Genomic DNA, 26,977 nt, shown 5'->3' with positions numbered 1-26,977 from the left:
TTGCCGTGGCCCAAGTGGCACTTTCGTTACGTCAAACCATCGCTTTTATCAGATCAAAGTGCCACTTTTGCGCTGCAATAGTGCCACTTTTGGTGTCCATCTAGCCCCTGGAGCGCGCGCATCCAGCCCCTAGAGACACCCATTCTAGCCCCTGAAAATGATGCGTCCAGGGGCTAAAAACAAGTTTTCCAGGGGCTGGAATCAACACCATTGTTTTACTGTTGTCGTTTCATCGTGTCCGTTTGACGGTTTAATACTTCCGCTCCAGGATGATGAAAGTGGCTGTATGAAGTTGTAGGAGGACTGCTCGGGATGTGGGGGGAAAGAAAAAAGGTCATCTGCTGATGACCTTTTTCCCATTTGTTATGTATATGCCCGACTGCGGCTTGGCTGTTTCTCTGCCGTTCAGATCGAAATACTTGTCGCTGTGTATCAGGTTTGTAGCCGTCCCCTTCTGCGTGTCTTTGATTGCCGAAGGCACAGGCGTGTTGCCCAATCTGAACAGTTTCACGCCGTGACTGGGCACCTTGGTCTTCAGCGTGCCGCTGACGGTGCCCACATCCTTCTTTGCCCAAATGTCGTAAAGCGGGATGTCTTCGTCGGCCGAATATCCAAACTGTGTCAGGTCAACATCGTAGCTATCATTCTTTGTGACATAGAAGAAAAACTCCATGGTAGTCCCCGTGGTCGATGGGTTGTCTGTGTCGCAGCTGGAATCATAACCGCATAATGCCCTAAAGGTTTTGAACTGATGCCCCTCTGGCAGGTTGTAAACTAAGGTACACTGACCGTTGAGCCCCAGTCCTGTCTCATAGTTCACGCCATCAACGCGCAGCGTATTTCCTTCCACATTTTTGTTGACGTGTAAAGAACCCCACTCCGAGCTATACGAATTATGGCTTAATGTGGTCAATGAAGTCTCGTTTCCATCGGCATCAATCAAGACGGGATTAATCAGATCGGCACGGTCGTAGGCAAAACCATCGCCATAGTTGCTCACAAAGATTTTCAGTTGCTCGGCATCTGTTATGTCGGCTTCAAGCACTTTCGACTTGGTGCCAGTGCGTGAGATAAGACCAGAGCGCGCGGCATAATCCTCTTGTTCGTCGGTCAATGGGTTTTGGTCGAACACCATAAACCTCACGGAAGTTGTGGCGCCCGTCTGTCCGATGCCAGAGTCATCGGCAGCAGCCATTGCTTTAAAGCGAACCACATCCATGTTGTCGGGTATCGTGAAGAAAATAGCCGCATTGGCATCTGTCGAGAAACCGCGATCATAGGTCGTGCCCATCACCTTCATCTTTCCACCATGGTCCACGTTCTTGTTCTCATACACGCGGTTAAAGTACGACTTGGTGTATTGACGCGTCTTGTAGGTGCCGGTCAGTTCAACCTCGGTCCCGTCTCGCAGCACCAGTGTGGGGTTAATCCAGTCGCCGTGATCGTAGTTAAAGTTGTCGCCGCCGTCGTCAACAACCAGAACAAGGGTCTTGGCTCCTTGGGGCCATTCGATATCCACGTTTACAGCATGACCGTCGGTCGTGTAAGCCACCGTCTCCGACTTGTAGAGCGCCTTGTTGCCTGCTATCCAGCGGTTGTTGTCGCGTTGGAACAGAGCCAGCCAGCGGTTGCCTGTCACTGGGTCTTTAGACGTCCAAACTACACGTCCGTTGTCCTCGTCGTTGTTCACCTGATGCGCATTGATGCCATATTTATGCATACGGTGATACTCCTCGTTGTTCAGCAGCGACAGCGTGAAAGCATCATTCTTGGTCATCTCGCCACCGAAGAATAATGGCGAGTGGCAGATGCCCCATAGTGTCATCATGGTCATCTGTTCGTTCTGTGTCAGCAGCGTCCACCGTCCTTTATCGGCATTCGTAAATCCTTGGTCGCCAATGGTCATGGCAATTTGTCCCAATGGCAGCATGTCGCAGTCGGCATAATTGCCAGGTCGGGCATACTGACTCCACTCGTTGGCTTCGTTGAAAACGGCATCCACAGCGCTCCAGTTGTCCCACAAATCGTCCATCATGCGCCACATGTTGGCATTCTGCAGACATTCTTCGGCATACTGATACTGTGTTTTTCCAGGTGATAGCGACAGAACTATGGGGCGTCCTGTTTGATCTATAGCCTTGCGTATCATGTGAATCTCGTCCGTGTAGAACGGCCTACTCAGGTCGTCAATCTTCAGGAAGTCCACACCCCATTCGGCATACAGATCCATGATAGAGTTGTAGTACAGCTGACCAGCTTCGTTGTTTCTCACCAGCAGGTTGTCCTTTAGCCAGGTGCAGGGCGACGTTGTGCCATTGTAAACCTGCGACCAGGCTGTCTGCTCGCTTCCCTTCAGCTTGTAGCTACTGCCTACCACCGATTTGGGAACGCCACGCATGATGTGGATTCCGAATTTCAATCCCATCTTGTGAATCTTGTCGGCCAGCGCCTTAAAACCTTCGTTTTTGCCATTGACCATGCACGAAGGGAAGCGAGTAGGTGAGGGCAGATATCGTCCGTATTCATCGATAACGTAGCCTTGGTCGCCGCGCTGGTTGTAGTTGCCACCGCCCAGTGACGGATGTTGGCAGTACCAACGTATGTCCACCACGACATACTCCCATCCGTGGCGCACCAGGTCGTTGTCAACCAGGTACTGTGCATTTTGAAGAACCTCTTTTTCTGTAACCGATGAGTAGTAGCAGTCCCATGAGTTCCAACCCATAGGGGGCGTCATTGCCCAGGTGCGAAAGGTTGCCATTTCTTCTTGCGCTGTCAAAGTGTTCAGCATAAGAAATAAGGAAATGATTGTTAATGTTAGTTTTTTCATAATTTAAATAGTTTGTAGTTTTCGGTGCAAAAGTACTAATTTATTTGCAAATTGCGCATCGTTTTTCACCTTTTATTTGTATTTTTGCATGCAAAATTGAATAAGGATGTATAATATAGATAAGATACGCGAAGACTTCCCCATCCTGCAGCGGGAAGTATATGGAAAACCCCTGGTCTATCTGGATAATGCGGCTACCACGCAGAAGCCCCTGTGCGTGCTCGATGCCATGCGCGACGAGTACCTGAACGTGAATGCCAACGTGCATCGCGGTGTGCACTACCTTTCGCAGCAGGCTACCGACCTGCACGAAGCTGCCCGCGAGACTGTGCGCCGCTTTATCAACGCCGGCAAGACCGAAGAGATTATCTTCACCCGCGGCACCACCGAGGCTATCAACCTGGTGGCTTCATCGTTTTGCGAGTCGCAGATGCAGGCTGGCGATGAGGTGCTGGTCACTGAGATGGAGCACCACTCTAACATCGTGTCGTGGCAACTGCAGGCCATGAAGCGCGGTATCGTGGTAAAGCACATCCCCATCACCGACGATGGCCTGCTCTGCATGGATCAGTTGGAATCGCTCATCACCGAAAAGACCAAGATTGTCAGCGTGGCGCATGTCAGCAATGTGCTAGGCACGGTAAACCCCGTTGAGCAAATCATCAGTGTGGCGCATGCCCATGGCATCCCCGTGCTGGTGGATGGTGCCCAGAGTGCTCCCCACATGGCGATAGATGTACAGAAGATGGACTGCGACTTCTTTGCCTTTAGTGGTCATAAAATGTATGGTCCTACGGGCATTGGCGTGCTCTATGGTAAGGAAGCGTGGCTTGAGAAGTTGCCTCCCTATCAGGGTGGTGGCGAGATGATCGACAAGGTGACGTGGACAAAGACCACCTTCGAGCGCCTGCCGTTCAAGTTTGAGGCCGGCACCCCCGACTATGTAGCTACTCATGGTTTGGCCAAGGCTATTGAGTATATTGATTCCGTAGGTTTCGATGCCGTACAGCAGCACGAGCACGAGCTTACGCGCTATTGCATGGAACAGCTACAGACCGTCGATGGCATGAAGATTTATGGTCCGAGAGATGCATCTGTCAAGGATGCTGTGGTCAGCTTCAATGTTGGCGACATCCACCATCTGGACATGGGAACACTGCTTGATCGTCTGGGCATTGCTGTCCGCACCGGTCACCACTGCGCCCAGCCTCTGATGGATCGCCTTGGCATCAGCGGCACCGTTCGCGCTTCGTTTGCCCTGTATAATACAAAAAAAGAGGTGGACACCCTCGTCGAAGGCATCCACCGTGTATCTAAAATGTTCTAACTCCTACCTAACCTCCCTTATCTGGAGGATAGTGCTGGCCTCCCCAGTTCGGGGAGGCCTTTTTGTTTCTATGCAGATGGGGTGCTATGCTAGTTTCTCGCGACACTTCAGGACAGCAGCCACAAACCATGCCAGGCATACGGCCTTGATGGCCATGGAACAATCGGGGAATACTGTAGCCAGGAAGGCCACCTGCGCATTGAGCAGGTGCAGCGTCTGGTTGATGTTGATTTTGCGACCCAGCACGCTGCCGTAGTAATGCGCCAGCTTCTCTATTGGCTGCATGATGGCAGCGCTGAGATTCATCACTGTGTTCATTTTCTCTTCACGGATTAATAGTTCTGTATTCATAATGCTAAGCTTTTTGTTTTCTTTTCTGGGTGCAAAATAAAGGAGTAAGAGTGCAATATAAGTTCACAAACGAAACTTTTTGTGTTAAAAATGCAGGTTTTTAATTATTTTTAGTATTTTTGTAGCCTAAAATGAAGAAAACGATGTTGCTTAACCATTACTACGAAGGATTGGTAGAGGCTGGTTGCGATGAGGCTGGCCGTGGTTGTCTGGCTGGCAGCGTTTATGCTGCTGCAGTTATCCTGCCGCCCGACTACCAGAATGAACTGTTGAACGACTCTAAGCAACTCACCGAGAAGCGGCGTTACGAGTTGCGTAAGCAGATTGAGCGCGACGCCGTGGCATGGGCCGTGGGCATCGTGACGCCCGAGGAGATAGACCGTATTAATATATTGAATGCCTCTATCCTGGCCATGCACCGTGCGCTGGACCAACTGAAGGTGCGCCCGCAGGCCATCATCGTGGATGGCAACCGCTTCAAGCCCTACAAGGATCCCGCCACCGCTGAGCCGCTTCCCCATACCACCATTGTCAAGGGCGACGGAAAGTATCTTGCCATTGCCGCCGCCTCGATTCTGGCCAAGACCTATCGTGATGACTATATGAACCAGTTGGCCGACGAATATCCGCAGTACGACTGGAAGTCGAACAAGGGCTATCCCACCAAGAAACACCGCGAGGCCATTCGCCAATATGGTACCACGCCCTATCACCGCATGAGCTACAACCTGTTGGGCGACGGGCAGCTGAGCATCCCGTTTGACGAGTAAGCATCCCGACCGATGCCTGCAGACCACCGTTCTATTCATGACTAGCAACCGAGATAATGCGACACGATAAACTGGAAAGAGAGCTGCGACTGCTGCTGTTGCTCATCGAGAACCATCACTACACGGTGGCGGATATCTGCAATAAGATAGATATCTCGCGCCGCAACCTGTACTACTATCTGGAGTCGTTTAAGTTCATGGGCTTCCACGTGGAAAACAATAAGCCCTACTACCGCATACGCAAGGACTCGCCGTGGTTCAAGAAGCTCGATGCCGCCGTCCACTTCACCGAGGATGAGGCCATCATGATGCGCCATATCCTGGACAAGACTGGCGATGACAGTCAGCAGATGCAACGCCTGAAGCAGAAGCTGGACAAGCTCTACGACCTGGACATCCTCGACAATGTGGAGCTGCGCGAGCAGGTGGGGCGCAACGTGTCGTCTATCTATGATGCCATCAAGCAGAAACGCACCGTGGTGCTCGAGGGCTACTCCTCGGCCAACAGCAATACGCTGAGCAACCGCCTCGTAGAGCCGTTCCTGTTCTTGAACGGCAATCAGGAGGTGCGCTGCTTCGAGATAGCGTCCAAGATGAACAAGACGTTCAAGCTGTCGCGTGTGCAAGACGTGAAGATACTGGATCTCTTCTGGCAATACGAGAAGTATCACCGCGAGATGTTGACCGACATTTTTATGTTCAGTAGCGAGAGTCAGCAGCTGGTCAAACTGCGACTGGGCCGACTGTCGGCCAGTCTGCTGCGCGAGGAATACCCCCAGAGCGAGCGCTATATTGAGCCCGACGGCAATGACCACTGGCTGGTGGAGCTACCCGTCAGCTCGTTTAAGGGCATCGGTCGTTTCGTGCTGGGACTCATGGAAGACATCGACGTGCTGGAGAACGACGATTTTAAAGACTATCTACGACAGAAAATACAAACTATGAAACAACGACTATGAACAAATTGAAAACAAATCTTATTCTTCTGGCGTTGATCTGTTGCACCACGACGAAAGCACAGCAAGTCAACGACTCGAACACGCCGCTGCACCTCATGGCGCCTGCTTATAAGTGTGGCTATGGCGTGCCCGATGCCAAGGCGGTGAAACAAACCATGGACCGCGTGCTGCACTATCTGCAACGGTCCACCCCAGCAGTGCTTGAGGACAGCAAGACACACCGTGTGGTCAGCGACTTCAAGGCCATCAACGAACATACGCAGCTGCGCAGGGGCGACTTCCGACTGACCAGCTACGAGTGGGGCGTCACCTACTCGGCCATGATGGCTGCCTATAAGACCACGGGCGATGTGGCCTATCGTGACTATGTTTACGAGCGCTATCGTCTTCTGGCTGCTGCCGCCCCCTATTTCACACGACTCAGCAAGCAGGGCAAGAAGATTGACCCCGTGATGCGCAAGGTTGTTGACCCGCAAGCGCTCGACGATGCCGGCGCCGTATGCTCGTCGATGATCAAGGCCAGCATGGCCGACAAGTCGCTGCAGTTGGGAGCCCTCATCAATAACTATAGCGCTTATATATTAAATAAGGAGTACCGACTGGACGATGGTACCTTTGCCCGTCTGCGCCCTCAGCACAACACACTGTGGCTAGACGACATGTTTATGGGTATCCCCACCGTGGCCCACATGGGACTTTATACAGGCAATACAAAGTACTTCGATCAGGCTGCCACGCAGGTGCAGCAATTCGCTCAGCGTATGTTTGTGCCCGAGAAACAGTTGTTCCGCCATGGATGGGTGGAGGGTATGAACCCGCATCCTGCCTATCACTGGGGGCGTGCCAATGGCTGGGCCATCCTCACCCTCTGTGAGGTTCTCGATGTGCTGCCCCAGCAGCATCCGCAGCGTCAGGCCATCGTCAAGCTGTTGCAGCAACATGCCGAGGGATTGGCCCGACTGCAGGGCATCGATGGCTACTGGCACCAGTTGCTAGACCGTCCTGAAACATATGAGGAAACGTCATGCACCGCCATCTTTACCTACTGTCTGGCCCACGCCATCAACAGTGGTTGGCTCGATGCCAAGGCCTATGGACCTGTGGTGATGCTGGGATGGCAGGCCGTAGCGAAGGCTGTCAGCGACCGCGGTCAGGTGACCGGCGTCTGCGTAGGCACCGGCATGGGCTTCGATGCCGCCTTCTATGCCTATCGCCCTGTCCACGTGATGGCTGCCCACGGCTATGGTCCTGTGATCTGGGCCGGTGCCGAGGTGCTGAAACTGCTCAAGGCGCAGCATCCCAAGATGAACGATAGTGCGGTGCATTTCTACGATCAAGAGATAAACACCAATGAACCAATCTTCAGCGTCGATGGAAAAACGGATTTTTAGTCTTCTGCTATCTGTCGTCTGTGCGCTGATGGTTCATGCACAGTCGGGGCTTGACGCTCGCTCGTTCAAGAAATACTGGACGGTGGAGTCGGAAGCCCCCGACTACCGTGTGTCGTTCTCGGGCGACACCTGCGAGGTGGTAGCGCCCAAAGGACTGACGCTATGGCGCAAACAGGCTGTGAAGCAAGGCATGGCGGTGGACTACGATGTGCTGGTCACCGACGACCGCCTGAGCGATATGAACCTCTTCTGGATGGCCAGTGACCCGGCTGCTGCATCAGTCTTTAAGCGCATGAACCAGCGCCAGGGTGTGTTCAAAAACTGCTATCAGCTGCAGATGTATTACCTGGGCTATGGTGGCAACTACAATTCTACCACGCGTTTCCGCCGTTATATGGGCGGTGGCGAGGTGCCACCAGTGTGGAAGGAATATACCGATGCCGCTCACCTGTTGCGCTCAGGCCATTGGTATCACTGGCGTGTGGAGAGCACCCGCGAGGGTCGCACCCGCATCTTTGTCGATGGCGAACTGCTGGTAGACTACCTCGACCCGACGCCGCTGACCAGTGGCTGGTTTGGTTTCCGCACCACGCTCTCGCGCATCCGTATCACGAATTTCCGCATGGAGCAACTGCCAGTGCAGTCTGAGGTACCTCTGCATTGGATTGGTGCTACCCCTGCCACGCCCCAGCCGTCAACCTTTGGTGTGCCTTTTGCTCAGGGCGAATTGAAGAAAGTGACCGATGCCCGCCAGTTTGCTGCGGCCGACTGTTGGCCTTTGGCCTACTGGCCCGATGGGTCTGTCAAGTGGATGGGCGTGTCTGGTGTCTTCCCAGCTCAGAAAGAGGGCACACTCACGGTGAAGGACCTGGGGCGCCAGTTGTATATCGCCAACCAGCACCTGCAGGTATTTATTCCTAAGCAAGGCGACAACTTCCTCGATAGTATGCTGGTGGATGGACTGAAGGTTGGCAGCGGTGCTACCTTGGTGGCCACCACCACAAAGGGTCGTTACACGGCCAAGGTCGAGCATGCTGCGATAGAACGACAGGGAAAGGCCTCTGCCGTGGTGAAAGTTACCGGGCGTCACGGAGGAAAAGACGGTCGCCGCTGGCTACCTTTCACCCTGCGTCTCTACTTCTGGCAAGGCACCGACCAAGTGAAGCTTGTTCACTCTTTTATATATGATGGTGAGCAGTCGCGCGACTTCATCACCTCGTTAGGTGTCCGCTTTGGCGTGCCCATGCGTACCGAGGCCTACAACCGTCATATAGCCTTCGCTGTGGATGGCGACTCGCTGTGGCACGAACCTGTACAACCGCTCGACGGTCGCCGCACACTATCGAGAGATACCAACTGGCAGGCGCTGCAGATGCAGCAAGAGCGCATTCCTGCACCAGAAACCTTCGACGGGCAGGGGCAGATGCTGCTCAGCGAGTGGGCACAGTGGGACGGCTTCCGTCTGTCGCAGCTCACCGATAATGCCTGGTCTATCCGTAAGCGAGCCACCGACCGTAGTCCGTGGATAGGTACGCTGACGGGCTGTCGTGCCACAGGACAAGCGTTCGTGGGCGACACCGAAGGTGGTATCAGTCTGCGCCTGACCGACTTCTGGCAGAGTTATCCTTCCACCATCCAGGTGGACCATGCCCGCAGCAATGAGGCCCAACTCACCATGTACCTGTGGTCGCCCGAGGCAGAAGCGATGAACCTGTGCCACTACGACACCATTGCTCACGGCCTTTTGTCTAGCTACGAAGATGTGCAGGAGGGCATGAGCACGCCCTATGGCATCGGTCGTACCAGTGAACTGTGGTTGCAGCCCTACACCGGGAAACCTCAATATGATACTCAGATGGGCAACTATCAACTATTGCCTACCCCCGAATACCTACATAGCAAACGTGCCTTCGGCATCTGGTCGCTGCCCACCAAACATCAGGAGGTGGAACAGCGTCTGGACAACTACATCCGTATCTTCCAGTGCGAGACGGAGCGCTGCAAGTGGTATGGCTTCTGGAACTATGGCGATGTGATGCATGCCTACGATGAGGAACGTCATGAGTGGCGCTACGATGTGGGTGGCTTTGCCTGGGACAATACAGAGTTGGCGTCGCCCATGTGGTTGTGGTACAGCTTCTTGCGTAGCGGACGTGCTGACATCTGGCGCATGGCTATGGCTATGACCCGCCACAATAGCGAAGTGGATACCTATCATATCGGCCCCTTTGCTCCGTTGGGCAGCAGACATAATGTGAGTCACTGGGGCTGTGGTGCTAAGGAGGCACGCATCTCTCAGTCGGTCTTCTTGCGCTTTTTCTACTATCTCACTGCCGATGAGCGTACGGGCGATCTGATGCATGCACAGACCGACTGCGACACGCTGCTCTATCATCTAGACCCCATGCGTTTGGCCGAACCTCGTTCGCTCTATCCCTGTCAGGCCCCGGCCCGACTGCGTATCGGTCCCGACTGGCTGGCTTATGCCGGCAACTGGATGACAGAGTGGGAACGTACGGGCAACCGCCGTTATGCCGACAAGATCAAGACCGGCCTACAGTCTATGGCTGCGCTGAAGCATGGACTCTTCACGGGCAATAAGGCGTTGGGCTATGACCCTGCTACAGGACGAATCACCTACGAAGGACCAGACAGTCTGCTTAACACCAACCACCTGTGTACCATCATGGGAGGCTTTGAACTGATGAACGAGCTGATGCCGATGCTGCCCTCACCTCAGTTCGAGAGTGTTTGGCTTGACCACGCCCGTCGTTACCGTGAGATGGCTCTGAAGGTCAGTGGCAACAAGTTCCCAGTGCGCCGTCTCGATGCCTATGCGGCATGGAAAGACCGCGATGTGGAGCGCCGTGCACACGTGTGGCAGTCGCTGTTGGCACCCGCCAAGGGCATCTCTACCAACGATGCCGCATTGTGGTCGCTCGATGCTATCTATATGTTGGAAGTATTTTAACTCTTTATATTTATAAACAACAATGAAAAAGAACATGATGATTTGGGCAGCTGCCGCCATGATGATGGCCAGCTGCGGTTCGATTGCACTGAACCAAGATGCAACATCGACAGTAACTAACAATGCCACAACGGCTGCTACCAACGTGCTGGGCAGCGTGATGCAGGCTGCAACCAACAGACAGGCTCTGAGCAATATGTTCCAGAGCGTGCTGGGCCTCGACAAGATGACCGAGAAGAGCATCGTTGGCACTTGGAAGTACAGCTCTCCTGGTTGTGCCTTCACTTCTCAGCAGCTGTTGGCTCAGGCTGGTGGCGAGATTGCTGCCCAGCAGATCAAGGAGAAAATGCTGCCCACGTTCACCAAACTGGGTGTGAAGGCTTCTAACACCACCATCACTTTCAACGAGGACAAGACCTTCGCAGCGCAGATTGCCGGCAAGAAGCTGAGTGGAACCTACACCTTCGAGCCCTCTACAGGCAAAGTGGTGCTGTCAACACTGCTGCTCAATGTGACCTGCTATGCCAAGAAGAATGCCGATGGTATCGGTCTGCTCTTCGAGTCAACCAAGCTGCTCACACTCTTCCAGACCATGTCTGCACTGAGTGGCAACAAGACCATGAACACCATCAGCGACCTGTCTAAGAACTACGACGGTCTGCGCATGGGCTTCGACTTCAAGTAATTGAAGCAATCACTCAACGATAGTGCCGCCTTTGGCCCGTTAAAGTGCTGCTTTGACCGGCTGAAGGTGGCACTATTGTATGCTAGAAGTGCCACTTTGACAATGCAATACGGCAGCTATTGTTGCGGTAGAAGATGCGAATTGCATCAATTAACTGTAGAAAAAGCGATTTCGTTGCCATAGAAGTTTTGCTATGTGGCGCAAAATGATTAATTTTGCACCCTTGAACATATTGATACTTAATTAAATAATATAAACGCAAAGGAAATTATTATGGCAAAGAAAGCGCTATTGATGATTCTCGATGGATGGGGAATCGGTAAGCATGGTAAGGGCGACGTGATCTTCAACACTCCCACACCTTACCTCGATTTGTTGACTGCTACTTCGGCTCACTCACAGCTCATGGCTTCAGGCGAAGATGTTGGTCTGCCCGACGGACAAATGGGTAACTCGGAGGTTGGTCACCTGAACATCGGTGCTGGTCGCATCGTTTATCAGGACCTGGTAAAGATTAACCGTGCCTGTAAGGATGGTTCTATCGTTGAGAACCCCCAGGTGAAGGCTGCTTATACCTACGCTAAGGAGAACGGTAAGAAACTGCACCTGATGGGCCTCTGCTCTGACGGTGGTGTGCACTCAAGCCTTGATCACCTCTTCAAGCTCATCGAGGTGGGTAAGCACTATGGACTGAAGAACCAGACCTTCGTACACTGCTTCATGGATGGTCGTGACACCGACCCCAAGAGCGGTAAGGGCTTTATTGAGCAGGTAACTAAGGTGTGTGCCGACAACGACGCTGCCATCGCTAGCATCATTGGTCGTTTCTACGCCATGGACCGCGACAAGCGCTGGGAGCGCGTGAAGGAGGGTTATGACCTCATCGTGAACGGCACAGGTAAGCAGGCTACCGATATGGTGAAGGCCGTAGAGGAGAGCTATGCCGACGGCGTAACCGACGAGTTTATCAAGCCTATCCACAACAGCGCCGTGAACGGATGCATCGAAGAGGGCGACGTAGTGATCTTCATCAACTTCCGTAACGACCGTGCTAAGGAGCTCACCGTGGTACTGACTCAGCAGGATATGCCTGAGCAGGGCATGAAGACCATCCCCGGACTGCAGTACTACTGCATGACGCCATACGATGCAAGCTTCACTGGTGTGAACATCCTCTTCCCCAAGGAGAACGTAGAGAACACCCTGGGCGAATACCTGTCTCAGCAGGGTAAGAAGCAGCTGCACACCGCCGAGACCGAGAAGTATGCACACGTAACATTCTTCTTCAACGGTGGTCGTGAGCAACCCTACGAGGGTGAGGACCGCATCCTGGTGCCCAGTCCAAAGGTAGCTACCTACGACCTGAAGCCAGAGATGAGTGCCTTCGAGGTGAAAGACAAGCTGGTGGCTGCTATCAACGAGGCTAAGTATGACTTCATCGTGGTGAACTTCGCCAACGGTGATATGGTTGGTCACACGGGTGTTTACAATGCCATCGCAAAGGCCGTATGGGCTGTTGACAACTGCGTGAAGGATGTCATCGAGGCTGCTAAGGCCAACGACTACGAGGCTATCATCATTGCCGACCACGGTAATGCCGACAACGCTATCAACCCCGACGGAACACCTAACACGGCTCACTCGCTGAACCCCGTGCCCTTCATCTATGTGACCAACAACAACTCGGCTACGGTGAAGGACGGTCGTCTGGCCGACGTGGCTCCTTCTATCCTCCACATCATGGGACTTGAGAAGCCTGCCGACATGACTGGCGAGAACCTGATTCAGGACTAAGCTGAAAGAACCAGTATGATAAATAGAAAAACGTGAGTCTCCAAACAGGGGACTCACGTTTTTCTTATGACCTCTCCTAACCTCCTCTAAGAGGAGAAATTCTGGGAGCTATTGTGCTATTGATTCGTCTTCGAGAACGGGTGTTGCCTCTTCGTCTGTTTGTAGTTGTGACTTATCGACGGGCTTTGACAGCGACTTGCTGGCCAGCAGTAGTGCCACGTAGCCTGCAATGGCGATGATGGTGGCCCAGATAATGACGTAGAGGGCGATGGTGACGGCCAGTCCGCCAATGAAATAGACGGCCAGCGTCAGACTGAAGTTGGTCCAGTCTTTACCGCCCTTGATGGTGGCATAGACGGCTAGTCCTACCTGCGCCAGTTGGGGAATGGCGATGATGGTGATGGCCCACCAAGGATGGCCGTGCGAGTAGAGCAAGAAGGCCAGCAGCGCACTGATGGGCAGGCCGATGAGCCCCCACAGCCATGAGCACTCGCGCTGGGCATGCTCGTTGGCCAGGTCGAGGGTGCGCTTAAACAGTTTCACCTGATAGAAGAAGATGGTGATGATGAGTGCACCATTGATGATGGTCCACAGCCAGCCCACCTCGCTGGGGCGTACAAACCAGATGCGCCTTTCGGCAAACAGGAACTGCGTCAGTTCGAGCAGGCTGAGCACGATGAAGAGTGCCACCTGTGCATAGACGGTGTTCTTGCTGCTGCGCTCTCTGTCCTCACGGTTCAACTGTCCCACGGCGATGAGCAGCAGGCCCACGAAGAAGATGCCCCATACGGGCCATTCCCAGTCGTGATGAAAGATGAACGTGTCGAGATAGTTGGTAATGTTGTTAAGGAAATCCATATTCATTTGGTTTTAAGTTTGACGTTCAGTGTGGTGTTAGGTTGCGGCCTATCAGTGATGCAAATATACTACTTTTTGTTGAACAGACCATGATTATTGAGAAAAAGTTTGTAACTTTGTGGGCGAAACAGATAAGGCGAGAACGATGAACGTACAGATAGAAGAAACGTGGAAACAGCACTTGCAAGAGGAGTTTGACAAGCCCTACTTCACGCAGTTGACCGACGGTGTGAGGCGTGAGTATGCCGCAGGGGCGTGCTATCCTCCGGGCAAGTTGATCTTCAATGCCTTCAACCTGTGTCCGTTTGACCAGGTGAAGGTGGTCATCATCGGTCAGGATCCCTATCATGAGCCGGGCCAGGCCCATGGACTGAGCTTCTCGGTGCAGGACGGGGTGGCTTTTCCCCCTTCGTTGCAGAACATCTTCAAGGAGATACACGATGACCTGGGCACACCCATGCCGACGTCGGGCGACCTGAGTCGCTGGGCCCGTCAAGGCGTGTTGCTGCTCAATGCCACACTGACCGTGCGGGCACACCAGGCCAACAGCCATGCTTCGTTGGGATGGCAGCACTTCACCGATGCAGCTATCAAGGCGCTGGCCTCGTCGCGCGAACATATAGTATATATGCTGTGGGGTGGCTTTGCCCGCTCGAAGGCTGCGATGATAGACCGTCAGCGCAACCTCGTCCTGGAGTCGGTTCACCCCTCACCACTATCGGCCAACCGTGGTGGCTGGTTCGGTCAGCATCAGTTCTCGCGCTGCAACCAGTATCTGGCACAAGTAGGCGAGACCCCCATCGAGTGGTAGGGAGAATAGGTTAGTTTTCCTCACTCATAATTATCAATTGTCAATTATCAATTATTAATTAAGATGAACATCCCTCCCATCATACAAATAGGCGATATCCTCATCTCTTCGGATATCATTACTGAGAAATTTTGTTGCGACTACGAAACCTGCAAGGGCATCTGCTGTGTGGAAGGCGATGCCGGTGCGCCGGTGACCATCGACGAAGTGATGGAGATAGAGAACAGTACCGATGTGGTGTGGGATGACTTGTCGGCCTCGGCACAGAGCGTGATTGACCAGCAAGGTGTGGCCTACACCGACCAGGAGGGCGATCTGGTGACCAGCATTGTGGGCGGCAAGGACTGTGTCTTTACCTGTTACGATGGCGACAACTGTCTCTGTGCGCTGGAAAAGGCCTACCGCAAAGGCCTGACGGGCTACTGTAAGCCCATCAGTTGTGCGCTGTATCCTATCCGAGAGAAGGTCTTTTCGGATGGAACGGTGGCCCTGAACTATCACCGTTGGAATATCTGTGAGTGCGGACGCAAAAAAGGGAAGGCTCTTGACCTTCCCGTATATCAGTTTCTGAAAGAACCGCTGGTTCGCCGCTTTGGCGAGGAGTGGTATCAGGAACTCTGTGACGTGGCCGAGATGCTTCTTTCTTCTGACAACCAGAAGGAATAATCATCAGTTCTTCCTATAGTCGCTAGGACTCATACCCGTATGCTCTTTGAAGTACTTTCCCATGAATGACTGATTGGGAAAGTTAAAGTCGAGGGTAATCTCCTTGATGCTCTTGGTGCTGTTCTTCAGTGCCAGGCGCAGTTCCAGTGTCACATAGTTGTCTATCCACGTGTTTGGTGTGCGTCCGCTGACGTTCCTCACCGACTGGCTGAGGTACTTAGGCGTGATGTTCATCTGTTGCGCATACCAGCTGACGCGACGCTGCTGGCGACAGTTCTCCTCTACCAGACGGATGAAGCGAGTGAAGATGATATCGCTGCGCGTCTGGTGGTCTTCCTTGATCGACTGGGCGCGATAGATGATATTGCTCAGGTCATAGAACATGGCCAGGATGAGTGTGCGCATCAGTTCCTTGTGGAAGTGGTTCTGCGTCTCGGTGATTTTCTTGTTCAGAATCTTGAAGTCATCGTGGAACATCTGCTGTTCCTGTTCCGACAACGACATCACGGGGTGATAGCGGGAATAGAGGAAGAGGGCAGAGATGTCGCTCACCTCGCGAATTACCTCGTAGAAGAACTTCATGCTGAGCGCCATGCCTACGCATTCAAAGTCGTCCGACGAGGTGACATGATCCACCACATGGCGGTCGGAGACAATGATGATGTCACCCTGATTGATGATTTTCTCTTCGGTGTCGAGCATATAGCGGGCACTGCCTTGCTGGCAGAGGCCAATCACGATGAAGTTCAGACGGTGTGGCTCTGTCATCTGTGGCAGATTGGTCACGTCCGACAACAGGATCAGATCATCATTGAGCGATGCGCTTGTGCCCCATTGCTTAACCTTTTCAAAGTCTGATAATGCAATCTTTTTATCCATTCAGTTTCTTTATTTGCTTTTGTTTTAGTCGGAAAGTCTTGCTCTTTCCGTTGTATTTCATGGTGATAATGCCGCCCTTGTCGGCCTTGATGGTGGCCGAGGTGATCTTGCCTTGCTTCCATGTGGCGTCAATCTCGTACCCGCCACGGGCACGCAGGCCTTTCACTTCGCCTTCAGACCATGTCTTGGGCAGGGCAGGAAGTAGTTCTATGATAGTCTGTGGTTCTGCATCAAACTGCACGTTGCTCTGCAGCAGCATCTCGCAAACACCGGCGGTGCCACCGAAGTTGCCGTCAATCTGGAAGGGCGGATGGGCATCAAACAGGTTGGGATAGGTGCCACCGCCCTGACCCTTTCGGCGCGGTCCGGCAGGAACATACTCCAACAGCTTCTGATAGATATGGAAGGCTTGCTCGCCTTTGTGCAGACGTGCCCACAAGTTGATGCGCCAGCCGGTGCTCCAACCGGTGGTCTTTTCGCCCTTTTGTATTAGGGTCTGCTCGCAGGCCGTCAGCAGGTCGCTGGCTGTTCCGGCATATCCCATCTGCGATGGTGTGGCAGTGGGTGTGATGTGATGACCGGGGTAGAGACCGATGAGGTGACTCTGGTGGCGGTGGTGCGGGTCGTAGTCGCGCCAGTCGTGGTACCACTCGTTGAGGTCGCCATCCTTTCCGATGGTATAAGGGTGCAGACGAGGCAGCACCTCTTCAAGTGCTGTGATGTCATCGCCACACATACGTCCGGCAGCGATGGTGTTGATGAACAGCTCGCGAATGATAGCCAGGTCGGCCGTACCGCCATAGCATGTCATGCCATGATAGCCCTGATCGGTGATATATTCGTTTTCGGGCGAGGTGCTGGGAGCGGTGATCAGCTCCTGTGGGTTGTGAGGATTCTCGATGAGCCAGTCCTTACAGAAGTCGGCAGCGCCTCTCATCAGTGGGTAGGCCGTGGTCTTGAGATACTGCAGGTCTTGTGTGAAGAGGTATTTCTCCCACAGTGTTTCCACTAGCCAGGCACCGCCTAGTGGCCAGTTGGCCCATTCGGGCTTCTCGTTCTTCTCGCCCACGGGGTTAGCCATGGCCCAGAGGTCGCTGTTGTGGCCTGCCGACCAACCGTGTTCTATGCCGTAATAGTTCTTGGAAGTGTAGCGTCCATTCTCGGCTAAGGCCTTGACAAAGCCATCGATAGGCATCGCCATCTCTTGCAGGTTGGCAGCAAAGACGGGCCAGTAGTTCTCCTCCAGGTTGATGTTGATGGTGTAGTTGCCGCGCCATGGTGCCTGAAGATGTGGGTTCCACAGTCCCTGCAGGTTGGCTGGGACGGCCGGCGTGCGCGAGCAACTGATGAGCAGATAGCGTCCGTACTGGAAGAAAAGGGTCTCCAGATAGCGGTCGGCAGCGTCGTTGCCTTGATGATAACCTTTCAGCAGCTGGTCGGTGGGAATAGCCAGAGGCTTTTTGTCGGCAGAGAGAGACAGCGCGAGGCGGTTGTAAAACTGCTGATAGTCGGCCAGATGGCGCTGGCGCACCTCCTCGAAGGTGACGTTCTTGGTGTGCCATATGCGGTCCATCGCTTCCTGGATGTAGGGCGCTCCGTCTTTGACAGGGTGCTTGTCGAACCCGTTGAAGCTGGTGGCGTTGACGAAATAAACCACGGCCTCGGTCACACCTGTCAGTTGCAGGGTGCTGTCGGTGGCTTCCACCGTGCCGTCTTTATGGTTCACCTGCAGCAAGGCACAGAAATGAACGGTCTCCAGTTCGTTGCCTGTAGCATGGCCCGTGAGAGTCAGCTGGTTGCCTTTTGCCTTCACCTGATGGCTCAGCAGCGATGTCAGCTGAATCTCGGTATTGATCTGTTGAGGCTTTGATGCGCTGAGACGGATGGCGATGAGCTGGTCGGGAGCCGACGTCAGGTATTCGCGTGTATAGGTTACTCCACCTTTATTATAAGTAGTATAAGCCACGGCAGAGTCAAGACTGAGCGAACGGTGATAGTTGGTGACGGCTCCCGCTCTTTGATGATCTACGATATGCATGGTGGCCAGAGGCATATAGTAGCTGGAGTTATGTCCTTGCACATGCAGTTGCAGTGAGTCGGCTTTGCGATAGTCTTCGTTGAAGAGAGCCTTACGGATCTCTGGTATCCACTTCGAAGCACCGGCATCTTCCTGGCGGTCGATAGGCTTACCGCTCCAGAGGGTGATGTCGTTGAGTTGGATGATGTCGTCACTGGGGTTGCCATAGATTAGGGCTCCCAATCTTCCGTTGCCTAAGGGCAGTGACTCTTCGAAATAGCGTGCGGGCTCATTGTACCACAGTCTCATGGGCAACTGCTGAGCAGAGGCTACAGCAGTTGCTAATGAGAGAAGGCATAACAGTTTTTTTCTCATTAATATAAGTATATTTTATAGTTCTTTACAGACCCGGGTGCTCCCTGTTCGGCGCGTGGCAGGTATTCCAGCGCTTTCACGTTCTGCTCCGATCCCAGGTCGATGACGATTAGGTGAGGCGCTGAGGTGCCTTTCTCCGTCTGCCAATAGGTGGACTCTTGCAGGTCGAAGACCTTATCGCCCAGGTGGTTGCCGTTCTCATCCTCAGAGTTGGCATACTTCGTCTTCCATGACTCGCGAGAGATGCGCTTACCGTCTTGTCCTTGCAGGTAAAGCTCAGCGATGGCCACACGGTCACCGTCCTTCTGTGCAGAGAGACATTCGATGGCGAGGTAGCGGCCCTTGGCGGTTTTACCGAAGTTGATGGTCTGCCAGCCGTTGCCAGCCTTGAAGGCACCCGTAGCCACCGGTGTAGCACTGTTCAAGTCGGGCTTGTCGCCAATGTTGTTGTGCTTGTTGCTCTTCTCCAGCTGCAGCTTGTTCAGCTCAGGCTCAGCCTGTCCCCAAACCACGGTCTCCTTTGGACCAACCACATCGAGCACGATGATCTCGTTCTTACCCTTCTTCAACCAGCAGCCAGGTACATAGAGCGTCTGCTGAGGGCCAATGCTCCAGATGCGGCCCATAGCGTGACCGTTCACATATACCTGTCCCTTGCCCCATGTCTCGAAGTTCAGGAACGTGTCGCCCACCTTCTTCAGCGTGAAGTAGCCGCGGTGGTAGCCGGGCTTCATGATATCGCCGAGCTTCTTTGAACCCTCGTAGCCCTGTATAAAGGCGAGTGCAGGAACACTTCCCTTCACCTTGCCTGTAGCAACCTGGTCGTTGACGCCCTTCACCATGTCAAGTGCCTTGATAGCCGTCTGATAGTCATCGGGAATAGCCACATTTAACCATTGCTTCGGCGTCAGCACCATCTCCACATCGTCGGTCTCAGTGGTCAGCGTGACGTTGCCGACAATGCCTTTGAAGTCCTTGATGGCGCGGCCGAAGTTGATGCGGCCCATACCTTCGACGATGATAATCAGTTCGGCACCTTTCTTCACGGCAGGTATAGTGAGCGACTTTTCGTTCTTCACGCGGTCAATCTTACCAATATATTTTTTGTCAATAAACACCTGCGCGAAGTCGTGGAACTCACCGCTGAGCACGCTCTGTGAAGTAATCTCGGGCAGGCGTGTAGAGTACATCATCGTGCCCCAGCCCATGTCCATCTCCTCGAAGGTCTTGGGTGCGCCTTTGACGGGCTTGGTCATGGCGGTCATGAAAGGTGCGAACTCCGTCAGCTCGAACTTAGGCACGGTGATGATGGACATTGGAGCCTTAGGCACAGCGGGCATCTTCTTGCCGTCGTTGTATTTCTCCATCATCTTGCGCAGTTCCCAGAATTTAGGTGTGGCATGACCATACTCATTGATAGGCGCGTCGTAGTCGTAGCTGGTCACGTCAGGTGCAAAGCCTGGTGAGTTGGCACCAGCCCAATGGCCGAACGAGGTGCCTCCGTGGGTCATGTAGAGCGAGAACGAGATACCTTTCGACAACATTTCGTCCATACCCTCTACCATATCCTTGGCAGGACGTGTCTCGTGGCGGGCGCCCCACTTGTCGAACCAACCGCTCCAGAACTCAGAGCACATCTTAGGCGCATTGGGGCGCAACTCGCCCAAACGACGGAACTGCTGGTCGATGTTGGCACCCGTACCGAAGTTCATGGTCCATGTCAAGTCGTCAAGGCCGTTCTTCTCGAAGTTGGAACTCCAGTCGCACTGGAATAGCGACAGCTCCTTGCCATAGATGCCACGCAGGCAGTCGCGAATCTCACTGACGTAAGGCTTGTCCTCACCATACGAGCCGTACTCGTTCTCCACCTGAATCATGATGATAGGACCACCATTCTGAATGGTCAGGGGCTTGAGCTGCTCACCCACCTTCTCCTCGAAGATTTTCACACGCTCCATGAAATAAGGGTCACGCTCGCGCAGACGGATATCTTTCTTCTTCAACAACCACCAAGGCAGACCGCCCATCTCCCATTCAGCACACACATAGGGGCCGGGACGCACGATGACGTACATGCCGTTCTTCTGTGCCAGACGGCAGAACGCAGCCACGTCGTTGTTGCCAGTGAAGTCAAACTGTCCCTCCTTCTGTTCGTGGATGTTCCAGAAGATATAGATACACACGGCATTCATGCCGAGTGCTTTACACATCTTAATGCGGTGTTCCCAGTAAGGACGAGGAATGCGAGGGTAGTGTACTTCGGCTGCTTTCACCACGAAAGGCTCACCGTTCAACAAGAAGGTCTTGTCGCCCGTTGTGAAAGAACCTGGTTTTACAGCGGCTTGTAGAGCAGTTGGTGCGAACATCAGCATTGCAGCAACTGCAAGTTTCTGCAGTAGTTGTTTCATTTTTGTTATCTCTATTAGTTACTAATATCCTATGTAGTTAGGTGTGCAAAAGTACTAAAAAACTTTCGTTTATAGTACTTTTAGAACAATTTTTTTGTTATTCTTTGATTATTCCATTCCTTTTTAATACTTTTGCACGAGATATGGACGAGAATAAGTATATAGACGAGGCTGTAGAGTTGTTGAAACAACTGATAGCCATACCGCGTGTCAGTCGCGATGAGACCGCCGCTGCCAACCACCTTGAAGCCGTGATGAAAGAGTGGGGACTGGCGGTGAACCGCTCGTGCAACAACCTCTGGGTGGTGGCCGGCGATTATGATGAATCGCGCCCCACGGTGCTGCTCAATGCACACATCGACACGGTGAAGCCCGTGGCCACTTGGACACGCGACCCGCATCAGCCCTCCGTGGAGGATGGATGCCTCTATGGCATTGGTTCCAACGACTGCGGCGGCGGTCTGGTGACGCTGTTGCAGGTGTTCCGTGTGATGGCGCAGCGTCCCCGCAACTATAACCTGGTTTATCTGGCTTCTGCCGAAGAGGAGGTCAGCGGCAAGAATGGTGTGGAGCATGCACTGCCCCTGTTGCCCCGTATCGACGTGGCTATCGTTGGCGAACCCACAGGCATGCAACCTGCCATTGCCGAGAAAGGTCTGATGGTGATCGATGGCTATGCCCATGGTGTGAGTGGTCATGCCGCCCGCAATGAAGGTGTGAATGCCATCTACGAAGCCCTCGACGACCTGTGCTGGTTGCGCGACTATCGCTTTACGAAGGAAAGTCCGTTGCTGGGCAATACCAAGATGACGGTGACACAGGTGGAAAGCGGTACGCAGCACAACGTCATCCCTGACCAGTTGCATTTCGTCGTTGACATCCGTACCAACGAATACTATCAGAACGAGTATGTCTTTGCCTTCCTCGAAAAGCACATGAAGCGCTGCGAACTCAAGGCCCGCTCGTTTCGTTTGCACTCGTCGCACATCAGCGAGACGCATCCGCTCATCCAGCGCTGCCTGCAGATGGGCATGGAACCCTTCGGTTCGCCCACACTCTCAGACCAGGCCCTGATGTCCTTCCCCTCGTTTAAGTTAGGCCCTGGCCAGTCATCACGCTCTCATTCAGCCAACGAGTTTATCCGTATCGACGAGATCGCGCAGGCATTTCATACCTACCTGCAACTGCTCGATATCACCATAAACGAGGTCGATTGATGTGTTTCCACTATCAATCGACCTCCATGAAAAAACTTAGAAAATCAGTATCGTTATCTTCTTAACCACAGCATCGGGTTCAGTAGCTCGGTCCAGTTGCGCAGTTGGAATTGCATTATATTGGTGGATCCCAGCTTTCCTAATGCCTGGTTGGTTTTCACCTTCTGACCAGCAGCCACGCTGACGCTGGCCATACCGCTATATACAGAGATGTACTTGCCGTGGCGCACCATCACGATGTAGCCCTTGCCCGTGGCATACACCTTGGTCACCTCACCGTCGAACACACAGCGTGCCGACGCACCAGGCTGACCTTTCAGGTGCAGACCCTTACTGCTCAGGTGCACATGGCTCATACCATCTACCACGTTAGAGCCGAAGCCGCGCACCACCTGGTAAGGACCCGTGATAGGCATAGGCAGCTTACCCTTGTTGCTGGCAAAGCTGCCACTCAGCTTCGCGTCGGCATCGGCAGCCATCAGCTTAGGCTCTGGTGCCGCCTTTCGTGCCTCCACAATCTCCTTCTCAGCAGTCTTTCGTTCCTCTTCAGCTCGCTTAGCACGTTCGTGTGCCGCCTTCTTCTCGGCCTCGTTTCTGGCTATGCGCGCCTCTTCGCGTGCCTTCGCCTCGCGCGCCTTTGCCTCGGCGATGCGTCGTTTGCGTGCTTCCTCCTCGGCTTTCTTCTTGCGGGCCAGTTCCTCCTGGCGTCGCTTCTCAGCTTCGATGCGTGCCTTCTCGCGTGCTATCTCCTCCTGTATCAGTCGTTCGATGCGTGCATCCAGCTCAGCCTCCTCCTTCTGTTGCTGGGCAATGATGCTAGCCACCGTCTTCTGTTCCTTCTGTAGCGAGGCCACCATCTTCTTCTGTTCGGTCTGTTGTTTCTCCAGCGTCTGCTTCTCGCGTTCACCACGGTTCAGTAGGGTGGTCTTCTCGCTCTTCGTGTTTCTCAGCTCCTCCTGTTTGTTTTCTATCTGCGCCTGTTTCTGTTTCACCGCCTCGCCCTGAGCCCTCTGGTATGTGGCATACTCTTTCATGAAGCGCATGCGGCGATACATCTGGTTCACGTTCTTGGCGCTGAACACAAACATCAGCTTGTTCTCCACCTTCCGGTTGCGATACATGTAGCGCATCGACTTGGCGTAGCGCTCCTGTCGCTCCACCAGTTCCTGGTGCAGGATGACCAGTTGTGAGTCCAGCACTTCGATGTGTGCACTCAGGTTGGTGATGTCAGAGTTGATACTGTCGATGGTGCGACGCTTCTCGCTGATCTCATTGTTCAGCACCAGCACGTCCTGCATGCGCTTTTTCACGTTGCGCTCCAGTTCCACCTGACGTTTCTTCTGAGCTGCGATGTTCTGTGAAATCTTCTTTCTCCTGTCCTGTAGCTGTTCCTTCTCGCTTTTCCTGGGTACAGCCTTTTTGGTAGTCGTCTTCTTCTTGGCAGTTGTCTTCTTCTTTTTGGCCTGAGTCTGCGTGGTGGCAGGCTTACGGCGTGTCTGCGTCTTTCGCTGTTGGGCAGAAGACAGGCCGAAGCACATGAGTACCATGAGCAGGAAACAGATTTTCTTCATATCGCAGTTATCCTTATTATATAGTGTCTTGATTATAGAGCCATGATGCGGCGCAGTATCTCCTCGGCATCCACCTCGCGGTATTTATTGCTGATGGTGGTGCGCGTCTCCCAGTCGCTATTCGTCTCCAGGTTGTTGAACTTCATGCCCATCTTCACCTGTTTGCTGGGTGTTGTCAGCGTGATCTTCATGTCGCTGGGGAAGTGTGTCTGTGCCAGAGGCTTGAAGCCCAGATACTCCCACGTGAGTTGCGAGTTGCCCTTATAGCTGTCGCGATACATGATGTTGGCAATCTTGATTTGACCGCTGTTGGGGTTGGTCAGCCAGCTGTAGCTCATCCTGTCTTTCTCCAGCGAGATGATGGCATCATCGTCGTTCAGCGTGGTCTGGAATCCCGTCATCTTCTTGCGGTTGAGGCTCTTCTCTCCGGGCTTGAACAGCTCGTTGTAGAACAGTGCCTGCAGCGTGTAGTAGTTCATGCCGCTGTTGCGCAGGAAGTCGATGTAGTTGTAGGGTGCACGCATATACATCTTGTTGATGCGGTCCATGATCAGCACATAGTCCTTGGTGAACTCGATGCGACCAGCCTCTACGAAGCCGAAGGCCATCAGTTGCAGGCGGATGACATCGTCGCGCTTAATGCGCAGGTTGCCCGTCAGCGACACCTGTTGCGGACCTATCTCAATAGAGAACTTCACTTTAGAACTGACAAACTGTGGGGCTTGCGAGTTCTCAGCTACCTTTGTCAAAATCTCGGCCTGAGCAAGGCTCTCGGTGACCTGAGGAGTTGGCTGGGTGACCACTTGCTTCTTCGAAAAACAGGCAGTCAGCAGCAGCGGTGCTATCAGGATGACCGCTTTGGCGTAGTTGAATAGTTTCATTGCTTGATGTATTTTTTGCGTTTTATTTTTCTAATAAGAATCTTGTTCTTAGGGTCTAGCTCCAATGCCTCTTTCCACATTTTTAGCGCACCCTCCGTGTCGCCGTTCATGATGTAGATGTCGCCAGCATGCTCTTTCAGCACACCGCCAATCACAGAGTCGTTCTGCAGGGCCTGGTCAATGTAGATGCGAGCCTCGGCATAGCGCTGTTGCATGAACAGGATCCAGGCGTAGGTGTCCAGATAGGTGGAGTTCTTCGGTTCGGCCTTGATGGTCTTATAGCTCATCTGTTCGGCCTCGTCCAGTCGGGTGCCCTTCACACTCAGGTAGTAGGCATAGTTGTTCAGACAGCCAATGTTGTCGGGTTTCCACTGCAAGCAAGAGTCGTAGGCAGCGAAAGCCTCGCGTTCGCGCATCTTCTGGAAGAGCAGGTCGCCCATCACGGCGTAGAAGTCTGACACGATCTCCGTAGAGCTCTCTTCGTTGATTACGCTGATGCCGTTCTGGAATGCCTCCAGCGCATGGTCGGTGTCGCCCTTATTATAATAGGCAATGCCCTGATAGTAGTAGAAGGCCATCTCCTCGGGGTTATACTGTCGCGCTGCCTGACACAGGCTGATGACGCGGTCTTTGTCCTCGTCGTCCCAGGCATACTGCACCAGATGCAGACGTGCCGAAGCACGGTCGGGGGCCAGCGTCAGCACCTGTTCCAGTGCCTTTGCGATGTCTTCGCGTGGCATCTGCTTCAGGTCCATATAGGCCGCTTTCATCTCGGCGATGTCAGCATCGGGCTGAGGCACGTCGAGCATCGAGTCGAAGAGGGTCAGTATCTGCGTGCTGTCGCCGCCGCTCTGTTCGTTCTCGCTGATCAGTTGGCGCAGCTGCATCACCTTATCCTCGGTGTTAGCCTTGGGGTTCAGCAGGATGCAGCGTGTCAGTGAGTCCACCGCCTCGGCATCCTCCATGCTGATGAAGTAGTTACGCAGCGTCTGCTGAGCCTTGACGTGGTCGGGCTCCTCCTCCAGTATCTTCATCAGCACGTCGTGTGCCAGTTCGTTGTCACCGTTGGCCAACAGCGTGTTGGCATAGATGGTGCGGTAGTTCAGGTCGTTGGGATACTGGTCCGACAGCGCCTTGATTTCCTCCAGCGCCTTCTCGTGGTCGCTCATCTGGAAGTACAGGCCGCTCTTGGCCAGCGAGATGCGCTCTGACTTGCCGTCGATGGCCTCCATGCGGTCCAGCACATCGATGGCCTTCTCGAAGTTCTTCTCCTGCAGGTACAGGCGGTACAGCATCTCCAGGAAGTCCTGTCGGCTCTTGTCTGTGGCATACATCCGCTCCAAGACGTCGATGGCCTCGGCATAGTTCTGCTTCGCGATGAAGGCATGTGCCAGCGTCTCCATGTAGGTCTTGTTGGCCGGTTCCAGTTCGGTGGCATGCTTGAAGTGCTCGATCGCCTTGTCGGGCGCCTTGATTTCAGAGTAGTATTGCGCCAGGAAATAGTAGGCCTCAGAGGCCTGTGGGTTCAGTTCCAGGCTGCGTTGCAGCAGGTCGAAGGCCGCATCGTGGTGGCCCTTTTGGCGCTGCAGCATCGCTTCGTGGAAGTAGATATCATACTTGCGCAGCGAGTCGGTCTGGGCTGTGGTGCCCAGACAGCACAGAAAAGCTGCCAGTATGCCTAAAGTCTTTCTCATTTCACACCGGTATGTCCATATCCACCTTCGCCACGTTCGGTCTCGTCGAGCACGTCAACCTCGATGAATTCGGCCGTTTCGTGACGTGCAATCACCATTTGGGCAATGCGCTCGCCATCGTTGATGACAAAGGGCTCGGCCGACAGGTTGATGAGCAGCACGCCCACCTCGCCGCGATAGTCGGCATCGATGGTGCCGGGCGAGTTCAATACCGTGATGCCCTTCTTCAAGGCCAGTCCGCTGCGCGGTCTCACCTGTGCCTCATAGCCGGCGGGCAGAGCGATGTGCAGACCCGTGGGAATCAGCTTGCGCTCCATGGGTTTCAGTTCGATAGGAGCGTCGATATTTGCACGCAGGTCCATGCCAGCGCTCAATGCGGTGGCATAGGCCGGAAGTTGTTGGTGTCCTTTGTTTACGACTTTAATCTTCATACGCGTCATGTATGTGTGTTATATAAGGTGCAAAATTAGTAAAAACAATTGAATCAGCCATAAATTTTCTGCTAAATTGTGTTTTTATGCT

General features: G+C 53.6%; 20 protein-coding genes. 10 read left to right on the top strand and 10 right to left on the bottom strand.

Translation table 11 applies throughout. The annotated features are described in order from the left end of the window. Positions 1 to 334: 334 nt before the first annotated feature. Entirely contained in the window at positions 335 to 2,761 is a 2,427-nt protein-coding gene (locus T433_RS15690) for an NPCBM/NEW2 domain-containing protein (RefSeq protein WP_248616450.1), read from the bottom strand. Between the two features lie 175 nt (positions 2,762 to 2,936). Between T433_RS15690 and T433_RS0100255 the strand changes: the two genes are divergently transcribed. Continuing rightward, positions 2,937 to 4,157: an aminotransferase class V-fold PLP-dependent enzyme gene (locus tag T433_RS0100255; RefSeq protein WP_027454394.1), complete on the top strand. Its 1,221-nt coding sequence runs from the start codon at positions 2,937 to 2,939 to the stop codon at positions 4,155 to 4,157. Between the two features lie 84 nt (positions 4,158 to 4,241). Here T433_RS0100255 and T433_RS0100250 read toward each other — a convergent pair whose 3' ends face one another. Continuing rightward, positions 4,242 to 4,508, bottom strand: coding sequence for a hypothetical protein (locus T433_RS0100250; protein ID WP_027450700.1), 267 nt, complete (start codon positions 4,506 to 4,508; stop codon positions 4,242 to 4,244). A gap of 143 nt (positions 4,509 to 4,651) precedes the next feature. Between T433_RS0100250 and T433_RS0100245 the strand changes: the two genes are divergently transcribed. From T433_RS0100245 to gpmI, 6 genes are all read left to right on the top strand, one after another. Continuing rightward, positions 4,652 to 5,278: a ribonuclease HII gene (locus T433_RS0100245; protein ID WP_027454393.1), complete on the top strand. Its 627-nt coding sequence runs from the start codon at positions 4,652 to 4,654 to the stop codon at positions 5,276 to 5,278. 56 nt (positions 5,279 to 5,334) lie between these two features. Next, positions 5,335 to 6,237, top strand: coding sequence for a WYL domain-containing protein (locus tag T433_RS0100240; protein WP_027454392.1), 903 nt, complete (start codon positions 5,335 to 5,337; stop codon positions 6,235 to 6,237). Next, positions 6,234 to 7,628, top strand: a complete 1,395-nt coding sequence (locus T433_RS0100235) for a glycoside hydrolase family 88/105 protein (RefSeq protein WP_027454391.1) — start codon at positions 6,234 to 6,236, stop codon at positions 7,626 to 7,628. The genes T433_RS0100240 and T433_RS0100235 overlap by 4 nt, the downstream gene beginning before the upstream one ends. Then, on the top strand, positions 7,609 to 10,599 hold the full coding sequence (locus T433_RS0100230) for an exo-rhamnogalacturonan lyase family protein (RefSeq protein ID WP_052356908.1): 2,991 nt from the start codon (positions 7,609 to 7,611) through the stop codon (positions 10,597 to 10,599). Before T433_RS0100235 ends, T433_RS0100230 begins: the two co-directional genes overlap by 20 nt. 22 nt (positions 10,600 to 10,621) lie before the next feature. Continuing rightward, positions 10,622 to 11,284: a DUF4923 family protein gene (locus T433_RS0100225; protein WP_027454389.1), complete on the top strand. Its 663-nt coding sequence runs from the start codon at positions 10,622 to 10,624 to the stop codon at positions 11,282 to 11,284. 273 nt (positions 11,285 to 11,557) lie between these two features. Beyond that, entirely contained in the window at positions 11,558 to 13,078 is a 1,521-nt protein-coding gene (gene gpmI / locus T433_RS0100220; RefSeq protein ID WP_027450694.1) for a 2,3-bisphosphoglycerate-independent phosphoglycerate mutase, read from the top strand. Positions 13,079 to 13,186: 108 nt separating this feature from the next. On the opposite strand, the gene T433_RS0100215 is transcribed toward gpmI, so the two are convergent. After that, positions 13,187 to 13,936, bottom strand: coding sequence for a hypothetical protein (locus tag T433_RS0100215; protein ID WP_155808192.1), 750 nt, complete (start codon positions 13,934 to 13,936; stop codon positions 13,187 to 13,189). Between the two features lie 145 nt (positions 13,937 to 14,081). On the opposite strand from T433_RS0100215, the gene ung reads away from it, so the two are divergent. Together ung and T433_RS0100205 are read left to right on the top strand one after the other, a co-directional pair. Next, on the top strand, positions 14,082 to 14,747 hold the full coding sequence (ung, locus tag T433_RS0100210) for a uracil-DNA glycosylase (RefSeq protein ID WP_027454388.1): 666 nt from the start codon (positions 14,082 to 14,084) through the stop codon (positions 14,745 to 14,747). Positions 14,748 to 14,810: 63 nt separating this feature from the next. Continuing rightward, positions 14,811 to 15,413: a DUF3109 family protein gene (locus T433_RS0100205; protein ID WP_027454387.1), complete on the top strand. Its 603-nt coding sequence runs from the start codon at positions 14,811 to 14,813 to the stop codon at positions 15,411 to 15,413. Between the two features lie 3 nt (positions 15,414 to 15,416). On the opposite strand, the gene T433_RS0100200 is transcribed toward T433_RS0100205, so the two are convergent. Genes T433_RS0100200 through T433_RS0100190 form a run of 3 tightly spaced genes read right to left on the bottom strand, consistent with a single transcriptional unit; the run spans position 15,417 to position 21,092 of the window. After that, positions 15,417 to 16,292 carry an AraC family transcriptional regulator gene (locus tag T433_RS0100200; RefSeq protein ID WP_027454386.1) on the bottom strand — a complete coding sequence of 292 codons (876 nt, stop codon included), beginning with the start codon at positions 16,290 to 16,292 and terminating at the stop codon, positions 15,417 to 15,419. Then, positions 16,285 to 18,684, bottom strand: a complete 2,400-nt coding sequence (locus tag T433_RS0100195; protein ID WP_027454385.1) for a glycoside hydrolase family 95 protein — start codon at positions 18,682 to 18,684, stop codon at positions 16,285 to 16,287. The genes T433_RS0100200 and T433_RS0100195 overlap by 8 nt, the downstream gene beginning before the upstream one ends. Then, positions 18,684 to 21,092: a beta-galactosidase gene (locus T433_RS0100190; RefSeq protein WP_027454384.1), complete on the bottom strand. Its 2,409-nt coding sequence runs from the start codon at positions 21,090 to 21,092 to the stop codon at positions 18,684 to 18,686. The genes T433_RS0100195 and T433_RS0100190 overlap by 1 nt, the downstream gene beginning before the upstream one ends. Positions 21,093 to 21,235: 143 nt before the next feature. Here T433_RS0100190 and T433_RS0100185 point away from each other — a divergent pair, with 143 nt between their 5' ends. Then, on the top strand, positions 21,236 to 22,309 hold the full coding sequence (locus tag T433_RS0100185; RefSeq protein WP_027454383.1) for a M20 family metallo-hydrolase: 1,074 nt from the start codon (positions 21,236 to 21,238) through the stop codon (positions 22,307 to 22,309). A gap of 53 nt (positions 22,310 to 22,362) precedes the next feature. On the opposite strand, the gene T433_RS0100180 is transcribed toward T433_RS0100185, so the two are convergent. From T433_RS0100180 to dut, 4 genes are read right to left on the bottom strand one after another with little or no spacing between them, the layout of a single operon-like run. Further along, entirely contained in the window at positions 22,363 to 23,880 is a 1,518-nt protein-coding gene (locus T433_RS0100180) for a peptidoglycan DD-metalloendopeptidase family protein (RefSeq protein WP_027454382.1), read from the bottom strand. A gap of 32 nt (positions 23,881 to 23,912) precedes the next feature. Further along, complete coding sequence (lolB1, locus tag T433_RS0100175; RefSeq protein WP_027454381.1) at positions 23,913 to 24,761, bottom strand: lipoprotein insertase outer membrane protein LolB1; 849 nt, start codon at positions 24,759 to 24,761, stop codon at positions 23,913 to 23,915. After that, complete coding sequence (locus T433_RS0100170) at positions 24,758 to 26,455, bottom strand: tetratricopeptide repeat protein (protein ID WP_027454380.1); 1,698 nt, start codon at positions 26,453 to 26,455, stop codon at positions 24,758 to 24,760. The genes lolB1 and T433_RS0100170 overlap by 4 nt, the downstream gene beginning before the upstream one ends. Continuing rightward, the gene (gene dut, locus T433_RS0100165; protein ID WP_044108919.1) at positions 26,452 to 26,886 is read right to left on the bottom strand and encodes a dUTP diphosphatase; all 435 of its coding nucleotides are present in this window, start codon (positions 26,884 to 26,886) and stop codon (positions 26,452 to 26,454) included. The genes T433_RS0100170 and dut overlap by 4 nt, the downstream gene beginning before the upstream one ends. Between the last annotated feature and the right edge of the window lie 91 nt (positions 26,887 to 26,977).

Source organism: Xylanibacter brevis ATCC 19188 (assembly GCF_000621725.1).
Taxonomy (GTDB): domain Bacteria; phylum Bacteroidota; class Bacteroidia; order Bacteroidales; family Bacteroidaceae; genus Prevotella; species Prevotella brevis.
This window is presented reverse-complemented; position numbering and strand designations above follow the sequence as displayed.